Here is a 23,738-nt window from a genome sequence, read left to right as displayed (position 1 = left end):
TTGCGCCCGGTGTCCGCAGTCATCTCCGGTCGGGAGGGGAGGGCGGACTGCATGCACATGGTGCATCTGTCTCGTGATGGGGCGGAGGTTGCCGCACGGGTGTGCATCGTCCGCCGGGCGGTCGCTGCTCAGGCCGATTCCCTGGCGGGGAGCATCCCATGCTCGATGATGAACCGGACGACTTCATCCAGGCCCTCGCCCGTGCGCATGTTCGTGAAGACAAACGGGCGCTCGCCGCGCATGCGCCGACTGTCGCGGTCCATGACCTCCAGCGATGCACCGACCCCCTCGGCGAGATCGATCTTGTTGATCACCAGCAGGTCGGAACGGGTCACGCCGGGCCCCCCTTTGCGCGGGATCTTGTCGCCCGCGCAGACGTCGATCACGTAGATCGTCAGATCGGACAGCTCCGGACTGAAGGTCGCGGACAGGTTGTCGCCGCCGCTCTCGACGAATACCACCTCGAGGCCGGGAAAACGGATGCCGAGGTCGGCCAGGGCCGACAGGTTCATCGAGGCATCCTCGCGGATCGCCGTGTGCGGGCATCCGCCGGTTTCCACCCCGACGATGCGTTCGGCCTCCAGCGCGTCGTGGCGGGTCAGGAACTCGGCATCCTCGCGGGTGTAGATGTCGTTGGTGACCACGGCGATGCTGTACGTCTCGCGCATGCGCTGACACAGGGCCTGGAGCAGGGCCGTCTTGCCGGAGCCGACCGGCCCGCCGATGCCGACGCGCAGGACTCGGGGATTCAGTGACATGGGTGCCTCCCGGGAATTTCGCTAACTGCGGAACAGGCGTGAATACTGGGTTTCGTGCAGGGCGCTGGCGATGGCGACACCGGGGGCCGTGCCGCCAATCGCCGCGTCGTCCCGCGCAAGCCCCTCCCGTGCAGCCCCGCCGATGGTCGAGGCCAGGCGGTGGAGCAGGCGCTGACCGGCGGTCTGCCCCAGCGGGACCAGCTTGATCGCGGCCGCGACCTGGTTCTCGCACCAGGACCAGAGAATCGCCTCGGCTCCTTCCTCGACCGGGATGGACCAGCGCGCCAGCGCCAGCGCGAACAGCGTGGCCCAGGTGGCTTCGGGATGACCCTGCCACCGGTCGGCCTCGTTCAGATCGAGCTCGGACAGCAGACGCGCCAGCGCCTGCCCGAGGTGACGGTCTTCGGCGCGCAGTTCGCGGGTCTCGCGACTGGCGCCCAGCCACGCACTGAACCGTTCGACGGCCTCGTCGTCGTCCTCCAGCCAGGCCCGGTGCAGGCGTGCGAGCAGGGGGATGTCGATCCGGCTCAGGCTGTGGCGGATCTGGCCCTGCATCCAGTCGGCCACCGCGTCCTCGTCCGCGAGCCAGCCCGCTTCGATGGCCCATTCCATGCCGCCGGAATAGCTGTAGGTCCCGACCGGCAGCGTGGGGCTCACCAGTTGCCAGAGACGTCGCCGTGCCAGGCCCGGGTCAGTCAGTTCCGGGTCAGTCAGCCCCGGATCAGTGCGAATGGCCATGGCCGTGACCGCCGTGGGCGTGTCCGTGCCCGTAGGCGCCGGCCTCCGGCTCGAACGGGGCGTGCTCGAAGATCGGATCGAGTCCGATGCCGCGCAGCATGTCGTCCAGCACGTGGTCGTGCAGGTAACGCAGCCGGCCCGGGTCGATCTGCAGGGCAATGTGGCGGTTGCCGAGGTGGTAGGTCGCGCGTGCTAGCAGCAGCGGGTCCTCGCAGTACACGGTGCTGACGGGTTCCGGCGCGGCACGCACTGTGACCCACTCGCCGCTGTCCGCGCGCAGGGCGGACCCGTCGCGCAGCATGCCGCCCCGCTCGAGGAATACGCCGACCTCGTCGCCGGTGTCGAGGGTGGCCCGGAAGCGGCTCTTCATCCGGGTCTCGACCGGCAGATGCAGGGTTCCGGTCACGGTGGTCGGGGCGCTATCGGCGCGTTCGATCAGGTGAATCATGGGGACCTCAGAACAGGAAGTAACGCTGACTCAGCGGCAGCTCGGTAGCGGGTTCGCAGGTCAGAAGCTCGCCGTCGGCACGGACCTCGTAGGTCTCCGGGTCCACTTCCATCTTCGGCAGCCAGTCGTTCAGCCGCATGTCCTGCTTGCCGATCTCGCGGCAGCCGCGGATCGCGACCAGCCTTCGCTCCAGACCCAGCTGGTCGCCGATCCCGGCGGTCAGGGCGGCCTGTGAGACGAAGCTGACGGAGGTGCCGGTCATGGCCGGGCCGTAGCTGCCGAACATCGGCCGGTAATGCACCGGCTGTGGCGTGGGGATGGAGCCGTTGGGGTCGCCCATCGGGGCCGAGGCGATCATCCCGCCCTTGATGATCAGCGCCGGCTTGACGCCGAAAAAGGCCGGATCCCACAGGACCAGATCGGCCAGCTTGCCGGGCTCGACGGAGCCCACTTCGTGGGCCATGCCATGCGCCAGAGCGGGATTGATGGTGTATTTGGCGACATAGCGCCGTGCGCGGAAGTTGTCGTGCTCGGCCGGGTCGCCGGCCAGCGAGCCGCGCTGGGTCTTCATCTTGTGGGCGGTCTGCCAGGTCCGCAGGATCACCTCGCCCACGCGTCCCATCGCCTGTGAGTCCGAGGCGATCACCGAGAACGCACCGAGGTCGTGCAGGATGTCCTCCGCGGCGATGGTCTCGCGCCGGATCCGGCTCTCGGCGAACGCGACGTCCTCCGCGATGTGCGGATCCAGGTGGTGGCAGACCATCAGCATGTCCAGGTGTTCGTCGATGGTGTTCACCGTGAACGGCCGCGTGGGATTGGTGCTGGACGGCAGGACGTGGGCCTCGCCGCAGGCCCTGATGATGTCCGGGGCATGGCCGCCGCCGGCGCCCTCGGTGTGATAGGTGTGGATGGTGCGCCCCTTGAATGCCGCCAGGGTGTCCTCGACAAAGCCGGATTCGTTCAGGGTGTCGGTATGGATGCAGATCTGGATGTCGTGCGCGTCGGCGACCGACAGGGCGCAGTCGATCGAGGCCGGGGTGGTGCCCCAGTCCTCGTGCAGCTTCAGGCCCAGTGCCCCCGCCTTGACCTGCGCGTGCAGGGCGCCGGGTTCGCTGGCGTTCCCCTTGCCCAGAAAGCCCAGGTTCATCGGGAATGCCTCGGCGGCCTTCAGCATCTGCTGGATGTGCCAGGGTCCGGGGGTGCAGGTCGTGGCGTTGGTGCCGGTGGCGGGGCCGGTCCCGCCACCCACCATGGTCGTGATGCCGGAGGTCAGGGCCTCTTCGATCTGCTGCGGACAGATGAAGTGGATATGGGCATCGATGCCACCGGCGGTCAGGATCCGGCCCTCGCCGGCGATGACCTCGGTTCCCGGACCGATGACGATGTCGACACCCGGCTGGGTATCCGGGTTGCCGGCCTTGCCCACCGCGTGGATCCGGCCCTGCTTCAGGCCGACATCGGCCTTGACCACGCCCCAGTAGTCGAGGATGACCGCGTTGGTGATCACGGTGTCCACCACGGCTTCGTCGTGCCGCTGACTCTGGCCCATGCCGTCGCGGATCACCTTGCCGCCGCCGAACTTGACCTCGTCGCCGTAGACGGTCCAGTCGCGCTCCACCTGGATCAGCAGCGCGGTGTCGCCGAGGCGCAGGCGGTCACCGGTGGTGGGGCCGAACATCTCGGCATAGGCGCGGCGGGGAATGGTCTGGCTCATTGCGCATCTCCGTCCAGCGGGCCACCGATGCGGCCCTGGAATCCGAACACCCGGCGCTCCCCGGCGTAGGCCACCAGCTGCACGCTGCGGGTCTGGCCCGGTTCAAAACGCACGGCCGTTCCCGCCGGTATGTCCAGGCGGAAGCCTCGCGCGCGCTCGCGGTCGAAGCGCAGGGCGTTGTTGGTCTCGAAGAAGTGATAGTGAGAACCGACCTGGACGGGCCGGTCGCCGCTGTTGGCCACCTCCAGGGTGACGGTGTCGCGGCCGGCGTTCAGGGTGATGTCGCCGTCCGCGGGCAGGAGTTCACCGGGGATCATCGGGCGCTTCCTCTTAACGGATGGGTTCGTGAACGGTGACCAGCTTGACCCCGTCCGGGAAGGTCGCCTCGACCTGTACCTCCGGAATCATCTCCGGGACGCCTTCGAGTACGTCGTCACGGGTCAGCACCTCGCCGCCCAGGCTCATCAGCTCCGCGACCGAACGGCCGTCGCGGGCCCCCTCGAGGATGGCCGCCGAAATCAGCGCCATGGCCTCCGGGTAGTTCAGCTTCAGCCCGCGCGCCTGGCGGCGTTCCGCCAGCAGGGCGGCCGTGAACAGCAGCAGCTTGTCTTTCTCGCGTGGGGTCAGTTCCATGGATCTTCCGGTGGTCAGGTGTTCCAGATACGGGGTATGCACGGGGGCTGCCCGATGACCGGCTCGCGCAGGAAGGCCCAGGCCCGCTGCAGCAGCGCGCGCACGGTCTCCGCGCCATGGCCCAGACAACGCAGGAACAGGACATCCCCGATCAGCGAGATGCCCAGGCGCAGGGCGTCGGGCGTTCCGAGATGCTCGCGCAGTGCCGGTTCGAGTCCCTCGGGGGCCGGGGTGGCCACCAGCTGGCCCACCACGGGGAAGCCGTCGAGGCCCCAGGGGCGGCTCAGCAGCGGATCGCCGTGGGCCAGATCAAGGCGGTCATGTACCAGCGGTCGGCCGTCGCGCTCGATCCACAGATCCTGGGTGCACACTCCGCCCTCGTAGTGGTCGCCATGCGCCGGGCGTCCCAGGCACAGGACATCCCAGGTGCACAGGCGGGCGCCGGGTCCCAGGCGGAAGTGGTTGTGCAGCATCACGCGGGAGCGACCGTGCAGGATGGTTTCCGTCGGCAGGAACTCCAGGCTCGCGTCGGGCCCCACCGTGAAGCTTTGTTCCTGGCGGGCGCTGGCTGCCTGCGTCCGGTAGAACTTGGCCGCGGCAGGGGTGGTCAGCAGCGCCCGGCTGCCGGCGTCCAGCTCCGCTTCCAGCTGCAGGCGATCGCCGCCGGCGACGCCCCCGGGGGGATGGATCACGTAGCAGTGGCAGACATCGCCTTCGGGGAAGAAGCTTCGCTGCACCAGCAGCGGGCCCTCGTGACGGCGGCGGGCCAGCCGGGTCCGTCCGCCACGCGAGGCGAAGCTCAGCTCCAGGCGCCCGAGCCATCCGTCCCGGGTCTCCGGGACGGTCTCTGTAGCGCCAGCCAGTTCCACGGGGGTCATGTCCACGCCGCTAGACCACCAGCAACAGATAGACGCTGGCGGCGACCATGGCCCCTCCGGCTGCCTGTCCCACCGGGCGATCGAGAGCCGTATCGCGTATCCGGGAGGCGGCCAGTGCGCCGGCGGTCAGCAGCAGGGCGCTGGCCAGCAGGAAACCGGCGGCGAATCTCAGTGCGGACAGGTCGGCCGCCATTTCGGCACCGTGGGCGAAGCCGTGCAGCGCGGCGAAGCCGGCCGCGATCGCGGCGGTCACCACCAGCGGGAGACGCGTGCCGAGAAAGACCAGCACGCCGGTCAGCAACAGCGAGGCGAGGATGCCGAATTCGACGGTCGGCAGTGGTCCTTGCGCCACCCCCACGGCGAAGGCGAGAGCCAGAGTGGCCAGTACCGCCGTGCCGGAGATCAGAGTGCCCGGGATTCGCTGTGAGCGGGCCATCCAGAACCCGATTCCGAGCAGGACCAGCAGGTGATCGAGGCCGGTGAACGGGTGCAGAAAACCCGCAGCGAAGCCCGCTTGTTCGTGGACGTGGTGCCCGTGGTGGGGATGGGCCAGCGCCATCACGGGCGCAAGAAACAGAACAACGAATGCGATGCAGCGTCGATGCAGCATGGTTCTCCTCGCTGGAATCTCGGTGCGGCGCGCAGGAATGCGCCGGCCGTAACCCGTGCAAGCAGGAGCCATGCCATGGCTTCCCGGGAGGGATTGTGGAGCGTGGAGGCGGGTTACGGGGGGGCGATCCGCGCAGCGAATGTTCCGTCGTGGTGCAGCCCGTCTCGGGGTTGCATCAAGATGGATCAGGCTGCCCTGAGAGTGTGCGAGCGCGGGAGGTTTCGAGGCGGTGTCTGCTGATGCCGGGCGGATGCCGGAAGGCATGCAGAGGCGTTACTCCCGGCTGAAGCCGCCACCCCGCGCCGGCCCGGCGCCGGGGTGGCGGACCGGCGCGGCCGGATCAGGCGAACAGCTTGCGGCGGAAGAATTCCGGGGTGGCGCCGGCGGCGCGGTGGATGGCCGCGTTGTAGTAGTGCGTGACGAACGGGATCTCCTCGGCGGCTTCCTCGCGCAGGAAGGCGACCGGGGCGTCCTTGGAGGCGATGGTGCAGGTCCACCAGCCGGAGGGGTAGGTGGGCTGCGGGAAATGCATGGTGAGGGCGTCGATGAAGCCGGTCATGCGCAGGCTGTCATGCATCGGCCGCAGGATGCTGTCGGTGTGCAGCAGCGGGGATTCGCTCTGCTGCACCAGCAGGCCATCGGAGCCCAGCGCCTTTACGCAGTCGCGGTAGAAATCCGCGGAGAACAGGCCTTCGGCCGGGCCGACCGGGTCGGTGGAGTCGACGATGATCACGTCGATGGAGCCCGGTTCCGCGTCCTTGATGTACTGGATGCCGTCGTCGAACAGGAGTTCGGCGCGCGGGTCGTCGTTGGCGTCGCACAGCTCGGGGAAGTACTGCTCGGACAGGCGGGTCACGCGTTCGTCGATATCCACCTGCGTGGCCTTTTCCACCTCGTCGTGCTTGAGTACCTCGCGCAGGGTGCCGCAGTCGCCGCCGCCGATGATCACCACGTTCTTCGGTGCGTTGTGCGAATACAGGACCGGATGCGACATCATTTCGTGGTAGATGAAGTTGTCGCGGCCGGTGAGCATCACGAAGCCGTCGATCACCATCAGGTTGCCGAAGCCCGTGGTCTCGAAGATCTCGATCTTCTGATAGGGCGTCTGCTCCTCGTGGAGCTTTTTCGTGATGCGCAGGGACATCGCGATGTCGCGGTCGGGCTCGGTGAACCAGTTGTCGTCGAGTGCCATCGGGCGGGCTCCCCTTGTGCATGGGTGAACGGTAGGATGCGCCGCCATGATAGTGCCCTGTATCCTGCGGGCAACTCCGAGCCCGCCGTCATTGCGAGGGCCGTCTTCTGATTCTGTCATCCGGAGCCGCCGCCTCATTCCGTCATTGCGAGGAGCGAAGCGACGAAGCAATCTCCTGAACGACGGGCAGCGCGCCGGAGACCGGCCAGCCCCTCGATGTCCCGGGGGACATGGAAGGCGATTGCCGCGTCGCTTCGCTCCTCGCAATGACGGGACCAGAGGGCCGCTCCTCGCAATGACGGGATCAGAAGGCCGCTCCGGATGACAGAATCAGAAGACCGCCCTCGCAATGACGGGGTATATCCACTGCGAAAGCCGGAATCGCCATGTCTGCCAAACCCTGGAGTCTGGAAGAGGCTCGCGCCACCTACGGCATCGATCACTGGAACGGGGACTTCTTCGAGATCAATGCGTCCGGGCATGTCTGCATGCGCCGGCCGGACTGGCCGGAACACCCCGGCGTGGATCTGCACGCGCTGGCCTGCCGCCTGCGCGAGGAGCACGTGGGCCCGCCGGTGCTGGTGCGCTTTCAGGACGTGCTCGACGGTCGCGTGCGGCGCCTGTCGCGTGCCTTCGCGCGGGCGGCCGAGGAGCTGGATTACCAGGGCGACTTCACCGCGATCTATCCGATCAAGGTCAACCAGCAGCGCTCGGTGGTCGAGCGCATCCTCGCCGCCGGCGATCACGCGGATGCCGAAGGCCACCGGCCGCAGGTGGGGCTGGAGGCCGGTTCCAAGCCGGAGCTGATCGCGGTGCTGGCGCAGTCGCGCCCGGGCTCGGTCATCATCTGCAATGGCTACAAGGACCGCGAGTACGTGCGACTGGCCCTGATCGGGCGGCAGCTCGGCCACCGGGTGTACATCGTGATCGAGAAGCCCTCCGAGCTCGAGGAGGTGATCCGCCAGGCTGAAGCCATGGACGTTTCGCCGCTGCTGGGGCTGCGTGTGCGCCTGGCGTCCATCGGCAAGGGCAAGTGGCAGAACACCGGCGGCGAGAAGGCCAAGTTCGGCCTTTCCGCGGCGGACGTGCTGGCAATCCTCGAGCGCCTGCGCGGGCTCGACTGGCTCGATCGCCTGCAGCTGCTGCATTTCCACATGGGGTCGCAGATCGCCAACATCCGCGACATCCAGAACGGCATGGGCGAGGCGGCCAGTTACTTCGCCGCGCTGCACGAGGCCGGGGCCGGTATCCGCGTGGTCGACGTGGGCGGCGGCCTGGGCATCGACTACGAGGGCTCGCGCTCGCGCAACGAATGCTCCATCAACTACTCGGTGGAGGAATACGCCCTCAATATCCTGCGCCCGCTCAGCCGTATCTGCCACGAGCACGACCTGCCCATGCCCGAGGTGTTCAGCGAATCCGGCCGCGCGCTGACCGCGCATCACGCGGTGCTGATCACCAACGTGATCGACTGCGAGCCGGCCCCCGGGGACGGCCCCGTGCCGCCGCCGGCCGCCGACGAGCCGCCCGAGATCGCGACCCTGCGGGCGCTGCTGGAGGACAGCGCGCGTCCGCCGTCCGAGGTCTTCCACGACGCCGCCTGGCATCTGGCCGAGGTGCAGGCGCAGTTCGCCCGCGGCATGCTGTCGCTGGCCGACCGCGCCCGCGCCGAGGCGCTGTACTTCGCCCTGTGCCAGCGACTGCTGGCGGACCCGGACGCCCTGCCGGCCGAGATCCATGCCGAACTGACCGACAAGCTGGCGGACAAGGTCTTCTGCAACTTCTCCGTGTTCCAGTCCATCCCCGACACCTGGGCGATCGACCAGATCTTCCCCATCATGCCGCTGCACCGGCTGGATCAGGCGCCCACGCGCCGGGCGGTGCTGCAGGACCTGACCTGCGACTCCGACGGCCACGTGGAGTACTACGTGGAGCGCGAAGGCACCCACACCACGCTCGCCCTGCACGAATGGGAGCCCGCGCAGCCGTATTATCTGGGCATCTTCCTGGTGGGGGCCTATCAGGAGATCCTGGGCGATCTGCACAACCTGTTCGGCGACACCGACACGGTGAACGTCGAGCTCACCGCCGACGGCGGCTACCGTCTGGTCGACCCCGAACGCGGCGACACCGTGGACGAACTGCTGTCCTACGTGCATTTCGCCCCCGACGACCTGCGCCGCGCGTTCCGCGCCCGCATCGACGCCGCCGGCCTGCGCGGCGAGGCGGCCGGGCGGCTGCTGGCGGAACTGGAACACGGCCTGACCGGCTACACCTATCTGGAGGACTGAAATGCAGTGCTACGTCTATCGCGCCACGCGGCGCGCCGACACCTATGTCTACCTGCCGGAGAAGGACGAATTCTCCGATCTGCCCGATACCCTGATGAAGGCCCTGGGCAGCCTCGAATTCGCGCTGGAGTTCGAGCTGACCCCCGACCGTACCCTGGCGCAGGAAGACCCGCAGAAGGTCCTCGCCAACCTGCAGGACCAGGGCTTCCACCTGCAGGTCCCGCCGCGGGAAGACAAGCTCGACCCGTGGCAGGGCGGGGCGCCGGGCTGATCGGACCATTCAATGCAGGAAGGGGTTTTCCACCCGGATGCCCTCGATGATCTGGGAATGGTTCAGGTCTTTCGACAGCAGGACCGTCGCACCGCCCTGGCAAGCGGTCGCCACAATCATCGAATCCCAGAAGGACAGGCGGTTCCGCTCCTGGATTTCGGAGGCCCGCAGCACGGCCTTTGTATCCGGGCACTCCACCTGCCAGGCTCGGTAGGCCTCGATCAGGCGGCGTGCCTCCGCTGGCGGGAGAGGATCCGCGACCTTGCGGGTCACGTTGACGTAGAACTCCTGCAGCACCTGGATGCTGATGATCGCCCCGCCCGTATCCCAGAGCTGACGAACGACTTGCTCGGCGCGCTGGTGTCGATCGCCCGCATCCAGGTCATGCGCGTAGAGCAGGATGTTGGTATCGACGAAGACCTTATCGCTCATGCAGGGCGTCCCGATCCGGGCGACCGCCACCGAAGCGGTACCCCCTGTCGAGAGCGGCCAGGGCCTCGCGCCTGGAGCGCTCATAACGGTCGGACCGTTCCACGATGTGTTCCAGTTCCTCGGTCAGCAGCCGGCTGACCGAAGTCGAACGACGAGCGGCGATAACCTTCAGTTCGGTCAATACCTGCTTGTCGAGAGACAGGGTGATGTTCTGCTTCATGCTGAAGCCTCCTTGGTCACGCAAATACGTGTAGCACCAAATCTACGTGTCTTCAACGGAGCCCAACGTGTTGTCGGCGATCGGCTCGGTGCGCCGGGCTGGCTGGCCTTGGACGGGGAACGGCGGTTCGGGGCTGCGGGGCAGGGATGCTCTCCCGGGAGTTAAGGGTGGACGGGGAGAGAAGGAGCCTGCGTGCAAAACGCGGGAGTGGCAGCGCGGGCGCGAATAAATCTGTATAGTGACGGCCCTTTTGCCAGTACCCAGAGTTCGTATTCCATGACCGAGAAGCTTCGCAACATCGCCATCATCGCCCACGTCGACCATGGCAAGACCACGCTGGTCGACCAGCTCCTGCGCCAGTCCGGCACCCTCGACGAACGTGGCGACCACGGCGAGCGGGTCATGGATTCCAACGCGCTGGAGCAGGAACGCGGGATCACCATCCTGTCGAAGAACACCGCCATCAAGTGGCAGGACTACCGCATCAACATCGTCGACACCCCCGGACACGCCGACTTCGGCGGCGAGGTCGAGCGCGTGCTGTCGATGGTCGACTCCGTGCTGCTGCTGGTGGACGCGGTGGACGGCCCCATGCCGCAGACCCGCTTCGTGACCCAGAAGGCCTTCGCGATGGGCTTCAAGCCGATCGTGGTGGTCAACAAGGTTGACCGCCCGGGCGCGCGCCCCGACTGGGCCGTGGATCAGGTCTTCGACCTGTTCGACCGCCTGGGCGCCAGCGACGAGCAGCTGGACTTCCCCATCGTCTACGCCTCGGCGCTCAACGGCTTCGCCGGCATGGATTCGGACGTGACCGAAGGCGACATGACCTGCCTGCTGGAGACCATCGTCGAGCACGTGTCGCCGCCGGACGTGGACGCCGACGGCCCGTTCCAGATGCAGGTCTCCTCGCTGGACTACAACTCCTACCAGGGCCTGATCGGTGTAGGCCGGGTGAAGCGCGGGCGCATCACCCCGAACACCCAGGTCAAGGTGATCGACCGCGAGGGTGGCGTGCGCAACGGCCGCATGCTGCAGATCATGGGCTTCCACGGGCTGGACCGGGTGGATGTCAGCGAGGCCAACGCCGGCGACATCATCACCTTCACCGGCATGGACAAGCTGTTCATCTCCGACACCCTGTGCGACCCGAGCAATGTCGAGGCCCTGCCGGCCCTGACCGTGGACGAGCCCACGGTCAGCATGACCTTCCAGGTGAACACCTCCCCGCTGGCCGGCAAGGAGGGCAAATACGTCACCTCCCGCGTGATTCGCGAGCGCCTGGACGAGGAGCTCAAGCACAACGTCGCCCTGCGTGTGGAAGATACCGAGGACCCCGACAAGTTCCGCGTCTCCGGCCGCGGCGAGCTGCACCTGGGCATCCTCATCGAGAACATGCGCCGCGAGGGCTACGAGCTGGGCGTGTCGCGTCCCGAGGTGGTCATCCGCGAGGTCGACGGGGTCAAGCAGGAGCCCTACGAGACCGTGACCGTGGATATCGAGGAAGAGCACCAGGGCACGGTGATGGAGAAGCTGGGCGAACGCCGCGGCGAACTCACCAACATGATGCCGGACGGCAAGGGCCGGGTGCGCCTGGACTACACCATCCCCTCGCGCGGGCTGATCGGCTTCCAGACCGAGTTCATGACCGCGACCTCGGGCACCGGCATCCTGCACCATGTGTTCGACCACTACGGGCCGTTGTCCACGACCGGTTCGGTGGCTTCGCGCCAGAACGGCGTGTTGATCGCCAACGGTCCCGGCAAGGCGATCGGCTTCGCCCTGTTCAACCTGCAGGACCGCGGCAAGCTGTTCATCGGCCCCGGCGAAGAGGTCTACGAGGGCATGGTCATCGGCCTGCACGCGCGTGAGAACGACCTGGTCGTGAACGCCCTCAAGGCTAAGCAGCTCACCAACGTGCGCGCCGCCGGCACCGACGAGAACATCCAGCTGACCCCGCCGGTGCGCATGACGCTGGAGCAGGCGATCGAGTTCATCGATGACGACGAACTCGTCGAGGTGACCCCGAGCGCCATCCGCATCCGCAAGAAGCTCCTGCTGGAACACGAGCGCAAGAAGGCCTCGCGCGCCGCCGCCAACGCCTGACGCCCGTCTCCGCCCCGGCGCCCGCCGGGGCGGAGTGCTACCCTGATCCTTGACGTGTACGCGATATTGGCACGGAGGTGCGGGATGTATGCGATTGAGTTCGAGGCTGATATTCGGGATGGGGTCGTCAGGATTCCGGATGAGTATGCGCGTCTGAACAATACGCATGCCCGGGTGGTCGTGCTGGTCGACGACGGTGGCGCGAAGGATGCCGACGTACAGGCTTTCTCCGAGCACTCCGCCAGTACGATCCATGAATGGCGTGAGCCCGCCGAGGATGACGTGTGGACTTGAATTTTGGCGATGTCGTCCGTTGAACCTGACGGCCGCCATTGGACGTCTCATCCGTCCAGTTGCCGCAGTATGCTGTCCAGTTCCCGGGCCATGACCGGGACGTCGGTGGTGACGGTATTCCAGATAATACGGTCGTCGATCTTCGCATAACCGTGGATCAGCAGGTTTCGCAGATCCACGGCGGCCCTCAATTGCGGGATCTGTCGAGCCACTTCGGGATTCGCTTTTTCCAGCTGGCCCAGCGCCTCGCCCAGAATCTCCAGCTGCCGCTCAACGGCGGAACGCATCAGATCGCTGGCAACGTAATCCTCTTCGTTTGCGTCCTTCACGAACTCGGCCACGCGTCGGGCGGCTTCACGCGCATCCCACAGGTAAGCCCGCGGATCACGCCGCATGGACCGCTTCCCGAGATTCTTCAATATCCGCGAGGACGTACGGATTGGTCACGCTTTCCGGCATCACCAGGTCCACGGGCCGCCCAAGAATGTTGCTCAACTCGCTGCGCAGGGCGAGGAATTGCTCCAGAGAGCATTCGGTCTGGTCCGGACTGAATTCCACCAGGAAGTCCACGTCCGAACATTGAGGGTCGAAATCATCCCCACGGGCTGCAGACCCGAAAACGTCCAGCCGCGATACACCGAAGTCGCGGCATACCGATTCGAGCGCTTTACGATGTTGCTGGATCAATGGATGCATGCCCGAGCCTCCTTTCCTCCTACGATACGACAGTCACGCCCGGGGCGCAGCCACAAGGCGTTGCCCGCCCGAACGCATATGCTGCCGCAGTGCGGCACTCCCCACGGCCAGACCGGCTGGGGCCTCACGCCATGTTGAGGTGTTACTGCGGTTCGGCCGGGTCTTCGGCGTCCATGCGGGCGAGCATGCGCATGCCGCCGGCCATGCAGGCGAGTGCCGAGTGGGTGGCTTCGTCGAACGTGGCCGGGTCGTCGTGCAGCACGCTGGCCGGCGGGAGTTGCCAGTACTTCGGGCGGCAGCCGGGCGGGCGACCGGCCGGCATGTCCTTCGCGGCCCTGCTGTCTACGGCCACCAGCAGGTCCGCCCACTCCAGGTCCTCGCGCGCGAGTTCGCCCATGGCCGGGCGCGGGCGAACCTCCAGCCATTCGGCTACGTCCCCGTCCTGCGCGGCCAGCTCGGTTACGCGAGCGGCGCGGCCGTCGTTCCCGGCGGCGGCCACCAGCAGACGCGCGCGGCGCTTAAACATCTCCGCGCCCCTGCAGGTTCATTTGGCGACGGCCCGCGCGGGGCCGCAGGATGCCGGGATCATCATTCATCGCGGAGAACCTCTGATGGCCGAATTCGACTGGTCGCAGTATGCCCTGGGCGAGCTGAAGCTGGTGTACACCACGCTGCACGCCCAGCTGACCCTGCAGCCGGAGCTGATGGACTCGCAACTGATGGAAGACCTGCAGGCCCACCTGCAGCAGGCAGCGAAAGCCGACGGCGTGGACGCCTCCACCCACTCCCAGTGGGCCGCCTGGCTCAACGATCGCTGACGGGGAATTGCTCAAGCTGTATCACCAGTTCGGGCAAATGGGTCTGCACCAGGTCCCAGATGGTGTCGCTGTCGATTCCGAGATATGCGTGAATAAGGCGGTTTCGCGTGGCCACGATCATGCGCCACGGAATCTCTGGGTGTGCCTGGCGGATGTCTTCCGGGATGTGAGTCGCAGCCTCTCCGATCAGCTCCAGGTTGCGAAGCACTGCATCAAAAACCAGGTCGTTGTGCACGAAAGCGTCGTGATCCATGCCTTCGGTGTAGGCGAGCGCCTTGCGGGCGAAGCGCAACATGTCATCGAGATAGAAATGCCATGCCCGAGAGGGTGACGATTCAGACATGAATGGCCTCGCGTTCCACATACGGCCGTAGTTCGGGGCGCAGGGCTCGTTCGGTTACCAGGTCTACAGGGCGTCCGAGCAGGTCCTCGAGGTAGAACTGCAGCCCGAAATACTGTTGTGCTGAGGCTGGGTCGGCGAAATCGACGAGGATGTCGATGTCGCTTTCATGGGCGGCTTCGTTTCGGGCGAGCGAGCCAAACAGCGCGAGCTCTCGTACGCCAAACTCGCGGATCAGTATGGCGCGATGCGCCCGGAGTGTCGCCAGGACACGGTGACGTTCGAGCGGCGATGATGCGGGGGGCTGTCCCGCAAGCGTTGTACCGGTCGCATGAGGCGGCATCATCCCGCTCCCCGTGTTCAGGCGTCGCCGGCGGTGGCCTTGCGGTGCTCGGCGGCGAAGTCGAGCATGCGCTGCGTCGCGGTCAGGGCCTTCAGACGGGCGTCCTCGTCGATGAAAATCTCGTTGGTGGCCGGTTCGGCGGTGTCTTCCAGCGTATTGGCCAGCGAGACCAGATCGTTCATCGCCATCCACGGGCAGTGGGCACAGCTGGTGCAGGTCGCGCTCTCGCCGCCGGTGGGGGCCTCGATCAGGGTCTTGTCCGGGGCCGCCTCGCGCATCTTGTAGAAGATGCCCTTGTCGGTCGCCACGATGAATTCCGGCTCGTCGCGGTCCTTCACCGCGGCGATCAGCTGGCTGGTGGAGCCCACCACGTCGGCCTGATGGATCACCTCGCGCGGCGATTCCGGGTGCACCAGCACGGCGGCGTCCGGATGACGGCTGCGCAGGTCTTCCAGCGCCCATGAGCGGAACTCGTCGTGCACCACGCAGGAGCCGTCCCACAGCACCATGTCGGCGCCGGTGGTGCGGCGGATGTAGTCGCCCAGGTGCTTGTCGGGCGCCCACAGGATCTTCTTCCCCTGGTCGCGCAGGTGTTCCACCAGCGGTACGGCAATACTGGAGGTGACCACGTAGTCGGCCTGCGCCTTCACGTCCACCGACGTGTTCGAGTACACCACGACGGTGTGGTCCGGGTGCTGCGCGCGGAATTTCGCGAACTCGTCGGCCGGGCAGCCCAGGTCCAGCGAGCACTCGGCCTCCAGCGTGGGCATCAGCACGCGTTTTTCCGGGCTGAGGATCTTGGCCGTCTCGCCCATGAAACGCACCCCGGCCACCACCAGCGTGCTGGCCGGATGGTCCTTGCCGAAGCGCGCCATCTCCAGCGAATCCGCCACGCAGCCGCCGGTCTCGTCCGCCAGGCGCTGCAGCGATTCGTCCACGTAATAATGCGCCACCAGCACCGCGTCGCGCTCGCGCAGCAGGCGCTTGATGCGTTCCACCAGCTCCGCGCGCTCGGCCTCGCCGAGGTGGTGCAGCCCGGCGGTCACGTGCGCCGTGGACGGCACGTGGAACAGCGGTTTTTCGGCCACCGGTGCGGTCATGGGAATCCTCGCCGTCATTACAGTCTGCTTATAATACGACAGCCCCCTTTCCGGTGTCGTTCGGCCCTGCCATGACCGAGCTTGAGCAACAGTATCGACAACTCTCTTTCGACCAGCGCATGGAAATGGCGCTGGCCGCCGACCTCGACCCGTGCTGGCGCCCGTTTCTCGTGCGCGACCAGCATGCCCAGGTCAAGGCGTATTTCTCCCGCCGCCTCGATCTGCAGCCCGACGAAGTCGCGCTGCTGCTGGCGGATCCCAACCAGACCGTGCGCCTGAACTGCGCCAAGCGGCCCGACCTCACCCCGGAGCAGGTGGCCGCCTGCGTGAACGACCGCGACCCCAACCTGCGCTACTTCGTGGCCCGCAACCCGCTGCTGAGCGAAGACCAGCGGGAACAACTGATGGACGACGAGGACGAACTGGTACGCATTGCCGTGCGCAAGGGCCCCAAACAGCGCGGCACCCGCGCCCGACCCGGCCAGGCCGAGATGATCCGTTGACCGATACCCAGCCCGAAAAACCCGAACGCCCGAAACCCACCGCGCGCCGCCGTGCGCTCGGCTGGGGCATCCAGATCGCCATCGCGCTGGCCATCTTCCTGCTGGTGCGCGCCTGGATGGCCCGCGACATGGTGGAAGGCCCGGCCCCCGAGTTCGAGGCCGAACTGCTCGACGGCTCGCCCGTGGCCCTGGCGGACTACGTGGGCGACGAACCCGTGCTGCTGCATTTCTGGGCCACGTGGTGTCCCATCTGCCGGCTGGAGGAAGGCGAGATCGTGCGGCTGTCGGACAGCCATCCGGTGCTGACCGTCGCCATGCAGTCCGGCGAGCCGCAGGAGGTCATCGACCACCTGAACGAGAACGAGCGCGAACTGGCCACCATCAACGACCCGCAGGGCCAGCTCGCCGCCCGCTACGGTGTCCAGGGCGTCCCCGCCAGCTTCATCATCAACACCGACGGCGACGTCGTCTTCCGCAAACAGGGCTACGCCCCGCCGCTGGAACTGCGCTTCCGACTCTGGCTCGCCCGCTGGCTCTGAGGGTGCAGCACCCGGACGACCTGCTCCAATCGCAGCTCATGGGGCGCGGGCAATGGGATTTGGGCAGTACAGGACCAAGGGTTACACTAAAAAGTGTAACCCTTGGAGGCAAAGATGGAAGCCACCACCAAAGACATGCGGCTCCACAGCCGCGAACTCCTCGCCGCGATCGATCGTGGAGAGGAGATCGTGATCACCTATCATGGCCGCAAGCGGGCCCGTCTTGTGCCCTTCACCCTCCGCGAGGAAAACGGGCGAGAAGAGAGGACTCGCAATCCGTTGTTCGGACTCTGGAGTGACCGGACCGGATCGGTAGACGACCAGGTTCGGCGGATGCGCCAACCGAGGGCGTTCGACTGATGCTGGTGGACACGGATGTCCTGATCTGGAACCTGCGCGGGAACCGGAAAGCGGGGGACTGGCTCGACAGTTCGCCCGGGTTCACGGTGTCTGCCGTTACCTACATGGAGCTGGTTCAGGGCCTGCGGAACCAGGCCGAATTCCGGATGCTTCGGCAGGCCATGAGCTACTGGGATGCCACAATTCAACCCGTCAGCGAAGCGATTTCGACTCGTGCCACCTTCCTGGTCGAGACGTATGCGCTCAGCCACAACATGCAAATGGCCGATGCCCTGGTTGCCGCAACGGCCACCCAGCTTGGCCAGCCCCTGGTCACGGCCAACGATCGCCACTACCGCCACATCGAAGGCCTCGAAATCCACCTGTTCCGACCGGAATAAGGTCTCACTCATGCCGTCTTCGGCCAGAGGACGGGCCCCGCGGCCCGGGGGCGCCTTGTGGGGGCGCAGCCCCCTGCGCGATGCGGCGCTTCGTACAAGCCGCGGGGCTAGCCCTCCAGCTCCCGCAGCACGCGAAAGCCCAGGTTGGTGTCCATCTCGTCCACGTTGCGGCGCCGGCGCGCGGCGCTGCGCGTGAGCACGGCCGGGTCGAACCACGAGCCGCCCTTGGTCACCAGCCACTCGTTGTCCGGCTCCGGCCCGTAAACCCCGTCGCGCGGCAGGCTGGCGTGGTTGTCGTGCCAGGGCGTCGCGGTGAACTCCTGCACGTTCCCGTGCATGTCGTACAGCCCCCACAGGTTCGGCTGAAAGCTGCCCACATCCAGCGGCCGGTTCAGCGGAAAGCACGCCGGGATATACCACTTGCGCCGCTGGCGTCGCTCCTCGTACGGGAACAGCGAATTGAAATGCACGTCGCGGCAGCCCACCACCTCGCCGAACGCGAACGGCGTGGTCGTCCCCGCGCGGCAGGCATGCTCCCACTCGGCCTCGGTCGGCAGGCGGTAACGCTGCCCGGTCTCCTCGCTCAGCCACTCCAGATACTTGCGCACCCCCGCCGGCTTGATGTTGAACATCGGCGTGCGCGGCGTCTTCGGCCGCACCAGCCAGTCCCAGCGCTCGTGGCCGGTGGCCTCCTCGAAGGCCAGCCACTCCTCCAGCGTGACCGTAAAACGCCCCAGCGCGAACGGCCGCTCCAGCGTCACCAGCCGCCGCGGGCCCTCGTGCTCCTGGCGCCCGAACTCCCGCGCATCGGAACCGATTTCCAGCTCCCCCGGCGGGATCACCACCAGCTCCGGCGTGGGCACGCCCGACCGGGCCTCGTCGCGGAAAACCGCGTCCCGGCGAGCCTCCCGCGCGGCCTGCTGCTGCAGCTCCAGCAACTGCGCCTGATCCATCTGCTGAACGTTCTTCGCCATCATCCCTCCGGGTGACTCCATGGCTCTACCCCATAAGGCAGCGCCCGGGTGCCGGGTTCCCGCGAACCCGCCGGGCCCGCGCCTCGCCACAATGCCCTTGCAGCAACGGCGCCCGCGCGCTAGCTTGCCACCCTGGGCGAGCCAAACGCCCGCAACCATGTCCGGACTCAGGGAGGAGCCGACGTGACCCCGACCGCATACCGCCCGCGGACCCGCGGGCTCACGCTCATCGAACTGCTCGTGGCCCTGCTGGTCTTCGTCCTGCTGGTGACCGTGGGCATCCCGTCGTTTGCGCAACTCGTGGACCGGTTCCGGCTGATCGCCACCACCAACGAACTGGTCACCGCTCTCCATCATGCACGCAGCGAGGCCGTGCGGACCGCTGCGCCGGTTACTCTCTGTGCCAGTGCCAACGGCGTTCACTGTTCCGGCGATGGCCGTTGGGAGTCCGGGTGGCTGGTTTTTCACAACCCCGGTCTCGCAACCCAGCCTGCCAGCGCGAACGACATCCTTCGCCGGCGGCAGGGGAACCCCGGCGGGGGCCTGGAAATCCGTGGCAATCTCCCGGTGCGGCATCGCGTCACCTACGGAGCGCTCGGGGCCACCCGGCGCCTCTCCGGCGCGCTCCAGATGGGTACGCTGAGAATTTGCAACGAAGCGGCAGGCCGGGCCGTCGTCATCAACCGCGCCGGTCGCCCTCGCGTCGCCCATCAGGGCTGCCCGTTCGATCCATAACCATTCGGTAGCCTTTGCCGACCGTTCGGCACTGAAACCCTTGCTCGTCACATGGCTTGCGCTCATAGTGAAATCGACCGATTCCACAAGGACCCGCGGCATGTCTCGTAACGCTACCGGCTTCACCCTGATCGAGCTGATGGTCACCATCGCGGTGGCGGCCATCCTGCTCACGGTCGCCGTTCCCGGCTTCCAGAGTCTGGTCCAGAACAACCGGGCCACGACGGCCGCGAACCAACTCAGTACAGCGTTTAATTTCGCTCGCAGCGAAGCGGTCACTCGCGGGGTCGAAGTCTCCGTCTGCCCGGTGGCGGGAGATTCCTGGGACGAAAATGGCTGGCGGGTGATCCTGGGCGATGCCTGTACCGCTTCCGCGATGGACGATCCCCTGCGCCGCTGGGAGGTTGGCTCCGAGCGTGTCGTCATCAGCCACAATATCGACGACGGAGAGCACCATGTCACCTTCGGGCCGCTGGGTGGGCGCGAAAGCCCCGGCCGTGATGACGCTTCCCGGCCCATGTTCTTCATCCACGCCGAGGGATGTACCGGCGAGCGCGCCCGCGATCTGAACATCGGACCTGGCGGCAAGGTCGGCATTGTCCGCTCCGATTGCCCCTGATCCGCGAGGACCGAAGAATGCAAGGCACAACCGCAATGACCCAATCGCGATTCCAGCAATGTCCGGCGCGCCGAAAGTCCCGGGGCGTAACCCTCGTCGAGGTTCTCGTCGCCGTTCTCGTTCTGTCGATCGGCCTGATCGGCCTTGCGGCCCTGCAGGCCAACGCCCTGCAGTCCAACCAGGGCTCCTACATGCGTTCCCAGGCCACCAACCTTGCCTATGACATTGCCGACCGCATGCGGACTAACCGCCAGGCCGCTCTGTCGGGTGATTACGATACCGCCTTCACAGATGATGAGGGGACGGGTGGTGTCTGCAATACTAACCTGAGCCCGACCGGCGATCTCGCTGACCAGGACCTTGCTCAATGGAAAAACGCGATCGCCTGTACCCTCCCCGCCGGTCAGGCCAGTGTTTCCCGAAGTGGCGATACGTTCACTATCACCGTACGCTGGCAGGAAGACCGCATCGACGATGATGACGACCCGCCTGCAGATGGATATACCGAAGTCTTTACCACGGAGACCGAAATATGAGTGGCGCTAAGTGGCAACCCGCGTCAGTGGCTGCCGTTCTGCCGCCGCGCGGGCTTACCCTCGTGGAGTTGATGATTGCCCTGTTGCTCGGCCTGCTGCTGACTGCTGGGATTATTCACGTGTTCATCGGGACTCAGCAGACCAATCGCACCCAGGAGGCGATGTCCAGTGTGCAGGAAACCGGGAGATTTGCCCTGGATATACTTGCTCGGGATGTGCGTCAGGCCGGATACGGCGGGTGCCCCGGATCGGTCAATAACCTCCTGGATACTGCGAGCTCGGATTACGACCCAGAGCTCCATGAGCCTGGCGACGGATTTATTGATGGCGATGTTCCGCCCGGACACCTTCGAGGGGATATCCTTACGGTTTCCTCGATGAATACGGTTGGCGGTGGCCCATTTGAGGCCGCCGGGGGCACTCAGCCAGCCTTCCAGCTCGACGAGGGCGATCCCAAACAGGTTAAACAAGGGCAGATTCTTCTCATTGTGGACCCCGCGACCGGGGTATGTGAGCAATTTCAGAATGTCCCAGCACAACAGGGCGTGATTAACCGGGGCCCTGGACAGAACGTCGATCCCGGAAATATTGGCCCGGCCGGTCAGGTTGACTACACCGATTTCCAGGGGCCGATTGATCTGCTCTCCCTGTCCAGCCGGACCTACTATGTGGGCACCTCATCGGATGGATCCACATCCAGTCTCTACCGCCGTACGACTACCTCAGGTGGTTATGGTAATCCTTCACACGAAGTCGAGGAAATCGTAAGTGGTGTTTATGACATGAGCGTAGAGTATGGCCTCAAAAATGACCCCTCGGATCTGGTTGTTTCGACGTATCGATGGGCCAGTGATATGAGCGCTACGGACTGGAGCAATGCTGCAGCTGTTCGCGTACATCTTCTGGTCTACAACGGCGACGAGGACAACGTCGTAGATCAGCCTCGACAAAATCATTACTTTCCGACGTCTTCCGGTAACCTTTTCAATGCGCCGGATCGTCGTCTTTACCAGACCTTCAGCACCACCATCGGTGCCCGGAATCTTCTTGAATGAGCACGAGGGGCTGCTCCATGCGAAATCAGACAAGACACCCTCCGTTGAGTCCCGGCCGCGGACGCCAGCAAGGCGCGGCCCTTATTGTTGGCCTCATCCTGCTGATCGTGATCACCCTGCTGGCAGTCGCCGGCATGCAGAACACCGTCCTCCAGGAACGAATGGCCGGCAACATGCATGATCGCAACCTTGCCTTTCAGGAGGCCGAAGCTGGTTTGCGTGCGGCAGCGCGGAACCAGGTCCCGGGGTCTCCGGACGGCTCGATCAGCTTCTCACCGCTCGATGCGGAGGAGTGGCTCGATCTACTGGATCCCGGTGATACCGAGGCGCATGCCACGCATGTGGAACTTCTGTCCCTGGTCGGTGAGGACTCCTGCCCGCCCGGGCAGGTCTGTGATGAAGAATTCGGGGCTACGGAGTCCGTCAGCGCGTATCGCATTACATCCGTGGGCGTTGGAGGGACGGATCAGACTCGGGTTGTGCTCCAGGCCGTCATTCGCGTGACGAATTGAACGATAGAAAGGGAAAAGAGGTGACTGCGATGAAAACCAGAGAAGCAGGGATGGAACGGACTCCTGGTGCCCGGCGAACCTTTCGCAAGAGTGCCCTGACGCTGGCCCTGGCAACCGCATTTGTAGGCATTGCGGGGCCGGCGCAGGCGCAGACTCCCGCCCAGGTCCCTCTTTTCCTCACCAGCCCGGTGGACCCGAACATCCTGTTCCTGATTGACGACTCGGGTTCCATGCAGTGGGAGACCATGCCGGACGAGCTAACCACCCGGTTCGGATCCGGGCTTAACACCGACTATGTGATGTGGACCTTTCCCCGTGTCGCAAACCTTCACGGCGGCTCCCCTCAGTATTCGAATCGTCGAACGGTGCGCTTTTCGGACACTGATATGGCAGCGATGTACCGGTCTTCCGACTTCAATACCGTTTATTACGACCCCTCGGTGACGTATGAGCCCTGGTCCCTCCCTGACGGTTCCCGGATGCCGGATGCAGATCCGGCCAGTGCACCCAATCGCCCGCTTTTTTCTGATTATGGTGAGCGTGATCTTACGAGCTCGAATCGGCAGTGGGCACGCTGGCTGAATGATGACGGTGGACACTCATCAGGGTTTAAAAATTTTTGGCCTGCAGCGTACTACTATTACACAGGCGGCCCGGAAGACGATCGATCAAGTTACGAGTTTGTTCAGATACACAGCGGAAATGATGCCTATTCAGGCCATGGAAGGGAAAGCCGGGTCGATTGCGACGGTGGAGTATGCACGTACGAGCAGGAGATCCAGAATTTTGCGAACTGGTATTCGTATCATCGGAACCGGATCTTTGCATCTCGGGCCGGAATCGGCGCTGCGTTCGCAGATCAGGGTGAAGAGTTCCGGGTGGGTTATGGAAGTATAAATAGAGGCGTAATATCGGGGGTCCGGCCGTTCGCAGGGTCTGACAGAGAAGATTTTTTCGAGGAACTTTATGAGCAGGATGTCCCTGCTGCAGGGACGCCGCTCAGGACCGCTTTGCAGGCCGCTGGTACCTATTTCGGCCGGGATGATGATCGTGGTCCATGGAGCGAAACTCCAGGTGAGAGGGGAGACCCTAGAGGAGCGCATCTGGAGTGCCGCCAGAGTTACACCATTTTGATGTCGGACGGATATTGGAATGGTCCGAGCCCTCGTGTTGGTAATGTCGATGATGCCCAAGGGACGGAGCACCAGAGGAGTGACGGTCAAGAGACTTACCAGTATATACCATCTGCCCCCTTCAGGGATGGCCATTCAAATACGCTTGCAGACGTTGCGATGGAGTACTGGAAGAACGACCTGCGCGATGATTTGGAAAATGCGGTTCCGACTGACGCACGCAACCCGGCATTCTGGCAGCATATGGTGACTTATACCGTGGGGTTGGGCGTGGAGGGAGAAGTCGATCCGCAAGAGGCGTTTGCAGCGATCGCGACCGGGGAAGAGATCGACTGGCCCGATCCCCATTCCTCGGATTCGGCTAAGATTGATGACATGCTGCATGCTGCAGTCAACTCGCGCGGCGACTTTTTCTCTGCCCTGAATTCAACCAATAAGTGCAACGCCACGTCATGCGGCGCGTCGCCGCGATAAGGATTGCTCCAGGACCTCGATCGGAGCCCGGTAGCCGAG

Annotated in this window: 33 protein-coding genes; 15 read left to right on the top strand and 18 right to left on the bottom strand. The window is 65.4% G+C overall.

Annotation, left to right across the window (positions count from 1 at the left end):
- Positions 1-128: 128 nt before the first annotated feature.
- The 9 genes from ureG to speE form a co-directional block, all read right to left on the bottom strand.
- Positions 129-758 (bottom strand): urease accessory protein UreG, encoded by a 630-nt coding sequence (gene ureG, locus G020_RS0108315; protein ID WP_019591531.1) that lies wholly within the window; start codon positions 756-758, stop codon positions 129-131.
- A gap of 21 nt (positions 759-779) precedes the next feature.
- Positions 780-1,496: an urease accessory protein UreF gene (locus G020_RS0108310; RefSeq protein ID WP_019591530.1), complete on the bottom strand. Its 717-nt coding sequence runs from the start codon at positions 1,494-1,496 to the stop codon at positions 780-782.
- A complete protein-coding gene (ureE, locus tag G020_RS0108305; RefSeq protein WP_019591529.1) occupies positions 1,480-1,944 on the bottom strand; it encodes an urease accessory protein UreE in 465 nt (154 codons plus the stop codon). The genes G020_RS0108310 and ureE overlap by 17 nt, the downstream gene beginning before the upstream one ends.
- 7 nt (positions 1,945-1,951) lie before the next feature.
- On the bottom strand, positions 1,952-3,658 hold the full coding sequence (gene ureC / locus G020_RS0108300) for an urease subunit alpha (protein WP_019591528.1): 1,707 nt from the start codon (positions 3,656-3,658) through the stop codon (positions 1,952-1,954).
- On the bottom strand, positions 3,655-3,975 hold the full coding sequence (locus G020_RS0108295) for an urease subunit beta (RefSeq protein WP_019591527.1): 321 nt from the start codon (positions 3,973-3,975) through the stop codon (positions 3,655-3,657). The genes ureC and G020_RS0108295 overlap by 4 nt, the downstream gene beginning before the upstream one ends.
- Before the next feature lie 13 nt (positions 3,976-3,988).
- Positions 3,989-4,291, bottom strand: coding sequence for an urease subunit gamma (gene ureA / locus G020_RS0108290; RefSeq protein ID WP_018869210.1), 303 nt, complete (start codon positions 4,289-4,291; stop codon positions 3,989-3,991).
- A 14-nt stretch (positions 4,292-4,305) separates the two neighbouring features.
- The gene (locus tag G020_RS0108285; protein WP_019591526.1) at positions 4,306-5,169 is read right to left on the bottom strand and encodes an urease accessory protein UreD; all 864 of its coding nucleotides are present in this window, start codon (positions 5,167-5,169) and stop codon (positions 4,306-4,308) included.
- 10 nt (positions 5,170-5,179) lie between these two features.
- Positions 5,180-5,779, bottom strand: coding sequence for a HupE/UreJ family protein (locus tag G020_RS0108280; protein ID WP_019591525.1), 600 nt, complete (start codon positions 5,777-5,779; stop codon positions 5,180-5,182).
- 340 nt (positions 5,780-6,119) lie between these two features.
- Complete coding sequence (gene speE / locus G020_RS0108275) at positions 6,120-6,971, bottom strand: polyamine aminopropyltransferase (RefSeq protein WP_024329283.1); 852 nt, start codon at positions 6,969-6,971, stop codon at positions 6,120-6,122.
- A gap of 386 nt (positions 6,972-7,357) precedes the next feature.
- Here speE and speA point away from each other — a divergent pair, with 386 nt between their 5' ends.
- Positions 7,358-9,262 carry a biosynthetic arginine decarboxylase gene (gene speA / locus G020_RS0108270; protein ID WP_019591523.1) on the top strand — a complete coding sequence of 635 codons (1,905 nt, stop codon included), beginning with the start codon at positions 7,358-7,360 and terminating at the stop codon, positions 9,260-9,262.
- 1 nt (position 9,263) lies between these two features.
- Positions 9,264-9,533, top strand: coding sequence for a YcgL domain-containing protein (locus G020_RS0108265; protein ID WP_024329282.1), 270 nt, complete (start codon positions 9,264-9,266; stop codon positions 9,531-9,533).
- 9 nt (positions 9,534-9,542) lie between these two features.
- On the opposite strand, the gene G020_RS0108260 is transcribed toward G020_RS0108265, so the two are convergent.
- Positions 9,543-9,965, bottom strand: a complete 423-nt coding sequence (locus G020_RS0108260; RefSeq protein ID WP_024329281.1) for a PIN domain-containing protein — start codon at positions 9,963-9,965, stop codon at positions 9,543-9,545.
- On the bottom strand, positions 9,955-10,185 hold the full coding sequence (locus G020_RS0108255; RefSeq protein WP_019570245.1) for a CopG family ribbon-helix-helix protein: 231 nt from the start codon (positions 10,183-10,185) through the stop codon (positions 9,955-9,957). Before G020_RS0108255 ends, G020_RS0108260 begins: the two co-directional genes overlap by 11 nt.
- 276 nt (positions 10,186-10,461) lie before the next feature.
- Here G020_RS0108255 and typA point away from each other — a divergent pair, with 276 nt between their 5' ends.
- Both typA and G020_RS0108245 read left to right on the top strand, forming a co-directional pair.
- The gene (gene typA / locus G020_RS0108250; protein ID WP_024329280.1) at positions 10,462-12,288 is read left to right on the top strand and encodes a translational GTPase TypA; all 1,827 of its coding nucleotides are present in this window, start codon (positions 10,462-10,464) and stop codon (positions 12,286-12,288) included.
- 84 nt (positions 12,289-12,372) lie between these two features.
- Positions 12,373-12,582, top strand: a complete 210-nt coding sequence (locus G020_RS0108245; RefSeq protein ID WP_024329279.1) for a hypothetical protein — start codon at positions 12,373-12,375, stop codon at positions 12,580-12,582.
- 47 nt (positions 12,583-12,629) lie between these two features.
- Here the strand turns inward: G020_RS0108245 and G020_RS0108240 are convergent, their stop codons facing one another.
- From G020_RS0108240 to G020_RS0108230, 3 genes are all read right to left on the bottom strand, one after another.
- On the bottom strand, positions 12,630-12,977 hold the full coding sequence (locus G020_RS0108240; RefSeq protein WP_024329278.1) for a DUF86 domain-containing protein: 348 nt from the start codon (positions 12,975-12,977) through the stop codon (positions 12,630-12,632).
- Positions 12,967-13,278 carry a nucleotidyltransferase family protein gene (locus tag G020_RS0108235; RefSeq protein WP_024329277.1) on the bottom strand — a complete coding sequence of 104 codons (312 nt, stop codon included), beginning with the start codon at positions 13,276-13,278 and terminating at the stop codon, positions 12,967-12,969. The genes G020_RS0108240 and G020_RS0108235 overlap by 11 nt, the downstream gene beginning before the upstream one ends.
- 142 nt (positions 13,279-13,420) lie before the next feature.
- Positions 13,421-13,804, bottom strand: a complete 384-nt coding sequence (locus G020_RS0108230; protein WP_024329276.1) for a hypothetical protein — start codon at positions 13,802-13,804, stop codon at positions 13,421-13,423.
- Between the two features lie 85 nt (positions 13,805-13,889).
- On the opposite strand from G020_RS0108230, the gene G020_RS0108225 reads away from it, so the two are divergent.
- Complete coding sequence (locus G020_RS0108225; RefSeq protein ID WP_024329275.1) at positions 13,890-14,096, top strand: hypothetical protein; 207 nt, start codon at positions 13,890-13,892, stop codon at positions 14,094-14,096.
- Here G020_RS0108225 and G020_RS0108220 read toward each other — a convergent pair.
- Genes G020_RS0108220 through nadA form a run of 3 tightly spaced genes read right to left on the bottom strand, consistent with a single transcriptional unit; the run spans position 14,083 to position 15,879 of the window.
- On the bottom strand, positions 14,083-14,439 hold the full coding sequence (locus tag G020_RS0108220) for a DUF86 domain-containing protein (RefSeq protein WP_024329274.1): 357 nt from the start codon (positions 14,437-14,439) through the stop codon (positions 14,083-14,085). The genes G020_RS0108225 and G020_RS0108220 overlap by 14 nt on opposite strands.
- Positions 14,432-14,782, bottom strand: a complete 351-nt coding sequence (locus tag G020_RS0108215) for a nucleotidyltransferase family protein (protein WP_024329273.1) — start codon at positions 14,780-14,782, stop codon at positions 14,432-14,434. Before G020_RS0108215 ends, G020_RS0108220 begins: the two co-directional genes overlap by 8 nt.
- A 14-nt stretch (positions 14,783-14,796) precedes the next feature.
- On the bottom strand, positions 14,797-15,879 hold the full coding sequence (nadA, locus tag G020_RS0108210; RefSeq protein ID WP_024329272.1) for a quinolinate synthase NadA: 1,083 nt from the start codon (positions 15,877-15,879) through the stop codon (positions 14,797-14,799).
- A gap of 71 nt (positions 15,880-15,950) precedes the next feature.
- On the opposite strand from nadA, the gene G020_RS0108205 reads away from it, so the two are divergent.
- The 4 genes from G020_RS0108205 (at position 15,951) to G020_RS0108190 (ending at position 17,661) form a co-directional block, all read left to right on the top strand.
- Positions 15,951-16,382, top strand: a complete 432-nt coding sequence (locus G020_RS0108205) for a hypothetical protein (protein WP_024329271.1) — start codon at positions 15,951-15,953, stop codon at positions 16,380-16,382.
- The gene (locus G020_RS0108200; protein ID WP_018946717.1) at positions 16,379-16,921 is read left to right on the top strand and encodes a protein disulfide oxidoreductase; all 543 of its coding nucleotides are present in this window, start codon (positions 16,379-16,381) and stop codon (positions 16,919-16,921) included. Before G020_RS0108205 ends, G020_RS0108200 begins: the two co-directional genes overlap by 4 nt.
- A gap of 114 nt (positions 16,922-17,035) precedes the next feature.
- Positions 17,036-17,281 carry a type II toxin-antitoxin system Phd/YefM family antitoxin gene (locus G020_RS0108195; protein ID WP_024329270.1) on the top strand — a complete coding sequence of 82 codons (246 nt, stop codon included), beginning with the start codon at positions 17,036-17,038 and terminating at the stop codon, positions 17,279-17,281.
- Entirely contained in the window at positions 17,281-17,661 is a 381-nt protein-coding gene (locus tag G020_RS0108190; protein ID WP_024329269.1) for a type II toxin-antitoxin system VapC family toxin, read from the top strand. Before G020_RS0108195 ends, G020_RS0108190 begins: the two co-directional genes overlap by 1 nt.
- A 107-nt stretch (positions 17,662-17,768) precedes the next feature.
- Here G020_RS0108190 and G020_RS0108185 read toward each other — a convergent pair whose 3' ends face one another.
- Positions 17,769-18,635 (bottom strand): formylglycine-generating enzyme family protein, encoded by an 867-nt coding sequence (locus tag G020_RS0108185; RefSeq protein WP_024329268.1) that lies wholly within the window; start codon positions 18,633-18,635, stop codon positions 17,769-17,771.
- A gap of 183 nt (positions 18,636-18,818) precedes the next feature.
- Here G020_RS0108185 and G020_RS0108180 point away from each other — a divergent pair, with 183 nt between their 5' ends.
- The 6 genes from G020_RS0108180 (at position 18,819) to G020_RS15265 (ending at position 23,699) form a co-directional block, all read left to right on the top strand.
- Complete coding sequence (locus G020_RS0108180) at positions 18,819-19,370, top strand: GspH/FimT family pseudopilin (protein WP_024329267.1); 552 nt, start codon at positions 18,819-18,821, stop codon at positions 19,368-19,370.
- Positions 19,371-19,470: 100 nt separating this feature from the next.
- Positions 19,471-19,989, top strand: coding sequence for a GspH/FimT family pseudopilin (locus G020_RS0108175; RefSeq protein WP_024329266.1), 519 nt, complete (start codon positions 19,471-19,473; stop codon positions 19,987-19,989).
- A gap of 35 nt (positions 19,990-20,024) precedes the next feature.
- A complete protein-coding gene (gene pilV, locus G020_RS0108170) occupies positions 20,025-20,525 on the top strand; it encodes a type IV pilus modification protein PilV (RefSeq protein ID WP_024329265.1) in 501 nt (166 codons plus the stop codon).
- Positions 20,522-21,580: a PilW family protein gene (locus tag G020_RS14945; RefSeq protein WP_081647401.1), complete on the top strand. Its 1,059-nt coding sequence runs from the start codon at positions 20,522-20,524 to the stop codon at positions 21,578-21,580. The genes pilV and G020_RS14945 overlap by 4 nt, the downstream gene beginning before the upstream one ends.
- 17 nt (positions 21,581-21,597) lie before the next feature.
- Positions 21,598-22,092: a PilX N-terminal domain-containing pilus assembly protein gene (locus G020_RS0108155; protein WP_024329262.1), complete on the top strand. Its 495-nt coding sequence runs from the start codon at positions 21,598-21,600 to the stop codon at positions 22,090-22,092.
- A gap of 29 nt (positions 22,093-22,121) precedes the next feature.
- Positions 22,122-23,699 carry a hypothetical protein gene (locus G020_RS15265; RefSeq protein WP_156002717.1) on the top strand — a complete coding sequence of 526 codons (1,578 nt, stop codon included), beginning with the start codon at positions 22,122-22,124 and terminating at the stop codon, positions 23,697-23,699.
- Positions 23,700-23,738 lie beyond the last annotated feature (39 nt).

The organism is Thioalkalivibrio sp. ALR17-21 (assembly GCF_000420185.1).
GTDB classification, from domain to species: Bacteria; Pseudomonadota; Gammaproteobacteria; order Ectothiorhodospirales; family Ectothiorhodospiraceae; genus Thioalkalivibrio; species Thioalkalivibrio halophilus.
This window is presented reverse-complemented; position numbering and strand designations above follow the sequence as displayed.

Bases quoted from the DNA above. Each gene is read 5' to 3' on its own strand.
- ureG (WP_019591531.1), bottom strand. From the start codon at position 758: ATGTCACTGAATCCCCGAGTCCTGCGCGTCGGCATCGGCGGGCCGGTC.
- G020_RS0108310 (WP_019591530.1), bottom strand. From the start codon at position 1,496: ATGGCCATTCGCACTGATCCGGGGCTGACTGACCCGGAACTGACTGAC.
- ureE (WP_019591529.1), bottom strand. From the start codon at position 1,944: ATGATTCACCTGATCGAACGCGCCGATAGCGCCCCGACCACCGTGACC.
- ureC (WP_019591528.1), bottom strand. From the start codon at position 3,658: ATGAGCCAGACCATTCCCCGCCGCGCCTATGCCGAGATGTTCGGCCCC.
- G020_RS0108295 (WP_019591527.1), bottom strand. From the start codon at position 3,975: ATGATCCCCGGTGAACTCCTGCCCGCGGACGGCGACATCACCCTGAAC.
- ureA (WP_018869210.1), bottom strand. From the start codon at position 4,291: ATGGAACTGACCCCACGCGAGAAAGACAAGCTGCTGCTGTTCACGGCC.
- G020_RS0108285 (WP_019591526.1), bottom strand. From the start codon at position 5,169: ATGACCCCCGTGGAACTGGCTGGCGCTACAGAGACCGTCCCGGAGACC.
- G020_RS0108280 (WP_019591525.1), bottom strand. From the start codon at position 5,779: ATGCTGCATCGACGCTGCATCGCATTCGTTGTTCTGTTTCTTGCGCCC.
- speE (WP_024329283.1), bottom strand. From the start codon at position 6,971: ATGGCACTCGACGACAACTGGTTCACCGAGCCCGACCGCGACATCGCG.
- speA (WP_019591523.1), top strand. From the start codon at position 7,358: ATGTCTGCCAAACCCTGGAGTCTGGAAGAGGCTCGCGCCACCTACGGC.
- G020_RS0108265 (WP_024329282.1), top strand. From the start codon at position 9,264: ATGCAGTGCTACGTCTATCGCGCCACGCGGCGCGCCGACACCTATGTC.
- G020_RS0108260 (WP_024329281.1), bottom strand. From the start codon at position 9,965: ATGAGCGATAAGGTCTTCGTCGATACCAACATCCTGCTCTACGCGCAT.
- G020_RS0108255 (WP_019570245.1), bottom strand. From the start codon at position 10,185: ATGAAGCAGAACATCACCCTGTCTCTCGACAAGCAGGTATTGACCGAA.
- typA (WP_024329280.1), top strand. From the start codon at position 10,462: ATGACCGAGAAGCTTCGCAACATCGCCATCATCGCCCACGTCGACCAT.
- G020_RS0108245 (WP_024329279.1), top strand. From the start codon at position 12,373: ATGTATGCGATTGAGTTCGAGGCTGATATTCGGGATGGGGTCGTCAGG.
- G020_RS0108240 (WP_024329278.1), bottom strand. From the start codon at position 12,977: ATGCGGCGTGATCCGCGGGCTTACCTGTGGGATGCGCGTGAAGCCGCC.
- G020_RS0108235 (WP_024329277.1), bottom strand. From the start codon at position 13,278: ATGCATCCATTGATCCAGCAACATCGTAAAGCGCTCGAATCGGTATGC.
- G020_RS0108230 (WP_024329276.1), bottom strand. From the start codon at position 13,804: ATGTTTAAGCGCCGCGCGCGTCTGCTGGTGGCCGCCGCCGGGAACGAC.
- G020_RS0108225 (WP_024329275.1), top strand. From the start codon at position 13,890: ATGGCCGAATTCGACTGGTCGCAGTATGCCCTGGGCGAGCTGAAGCTG.
- G020_RS0108220 (WP_024329274.1), bottom strand. From the start codon at position 14,439: ATGTCTGAATCGTCACCCTCTCGGGCATGGCATTTCTATCTCGATGAC.
- G020_RS0108215 (WP_024329273.1), bottom strand. From the start codon at position 14,782: ATGATGCCGCCTCATGCGACCGGTACAACGCTTGCGGGACAGCCCCCC.
- nadA (WP_024329272.1), bottom strand. From the start codon at position 15,879: ATGACCGCACCGGTGGCCGAAAAACCGCTGTTCCACGTGCCGTCCACG.
- G020_RS0108205 (WP_024329271.1), top strand. From the start codon at position 15,951: ATGACCGAGCTTGAGCAACAGTATCGACAACTCTCTTTCGACCAGCGC.
- G020_RS0108195 (WP_024329270.1), top strand. From the start codon at position 17,036: ATGGAAGCCACCACCAAAGACATGCGGCTCCACAGCCGCGAACTCCTC.
- G020_RS0108190 (WP_024329269.1), top strand. From the start codon at position 17,281: ATGCTGGTGGACACGGATGTCCTGATCTGGAACCTGCGCGGGAACCGG.
- G020_RS0108185 (WP_024329268.1), bottom strand. From the start codon at position 18,635: ATGGCGAAGAACGTTCAGCAGATGGATCAGGCGCAGTTGCTGGAGCTG.
- G020_RS0108175 (WP_024329266.1), top strand. From the start codon at position 19,471: ATGTCTCGTAACGCTACCGGCTTCACCCTGATCGAGCTGATGGTCACC.
- pilV (WP_024329265.1), top strand. From the start codon at position 20,025: ATGACCCAATCGCGATTCCAGCAATGTCCGGCGCGCCGAAAGTCCCGG.
- G020_RS14945 (WP_081647401.1), top strand. From the start codon at position 20,522: ATGAGTGGCGCTAAGTGGCAACCCGCGTCAGTGGCTGCCGTTCTGCCG.
- G020_RS0108155 (WP_024329262.1), top strand. From the start codon at position 21,598: ATGCGAAATCAGACAAGACACCCTCCGTTGAGTCCCGGCCGCGGACGC.
- G020_RS15265 (WP_156002717.1), top strand. From the start codon at position 22,122: ATGAAAACCAGAGAAGCAGGGATGGAACGGACTCCTGGTGCCCGGCGA.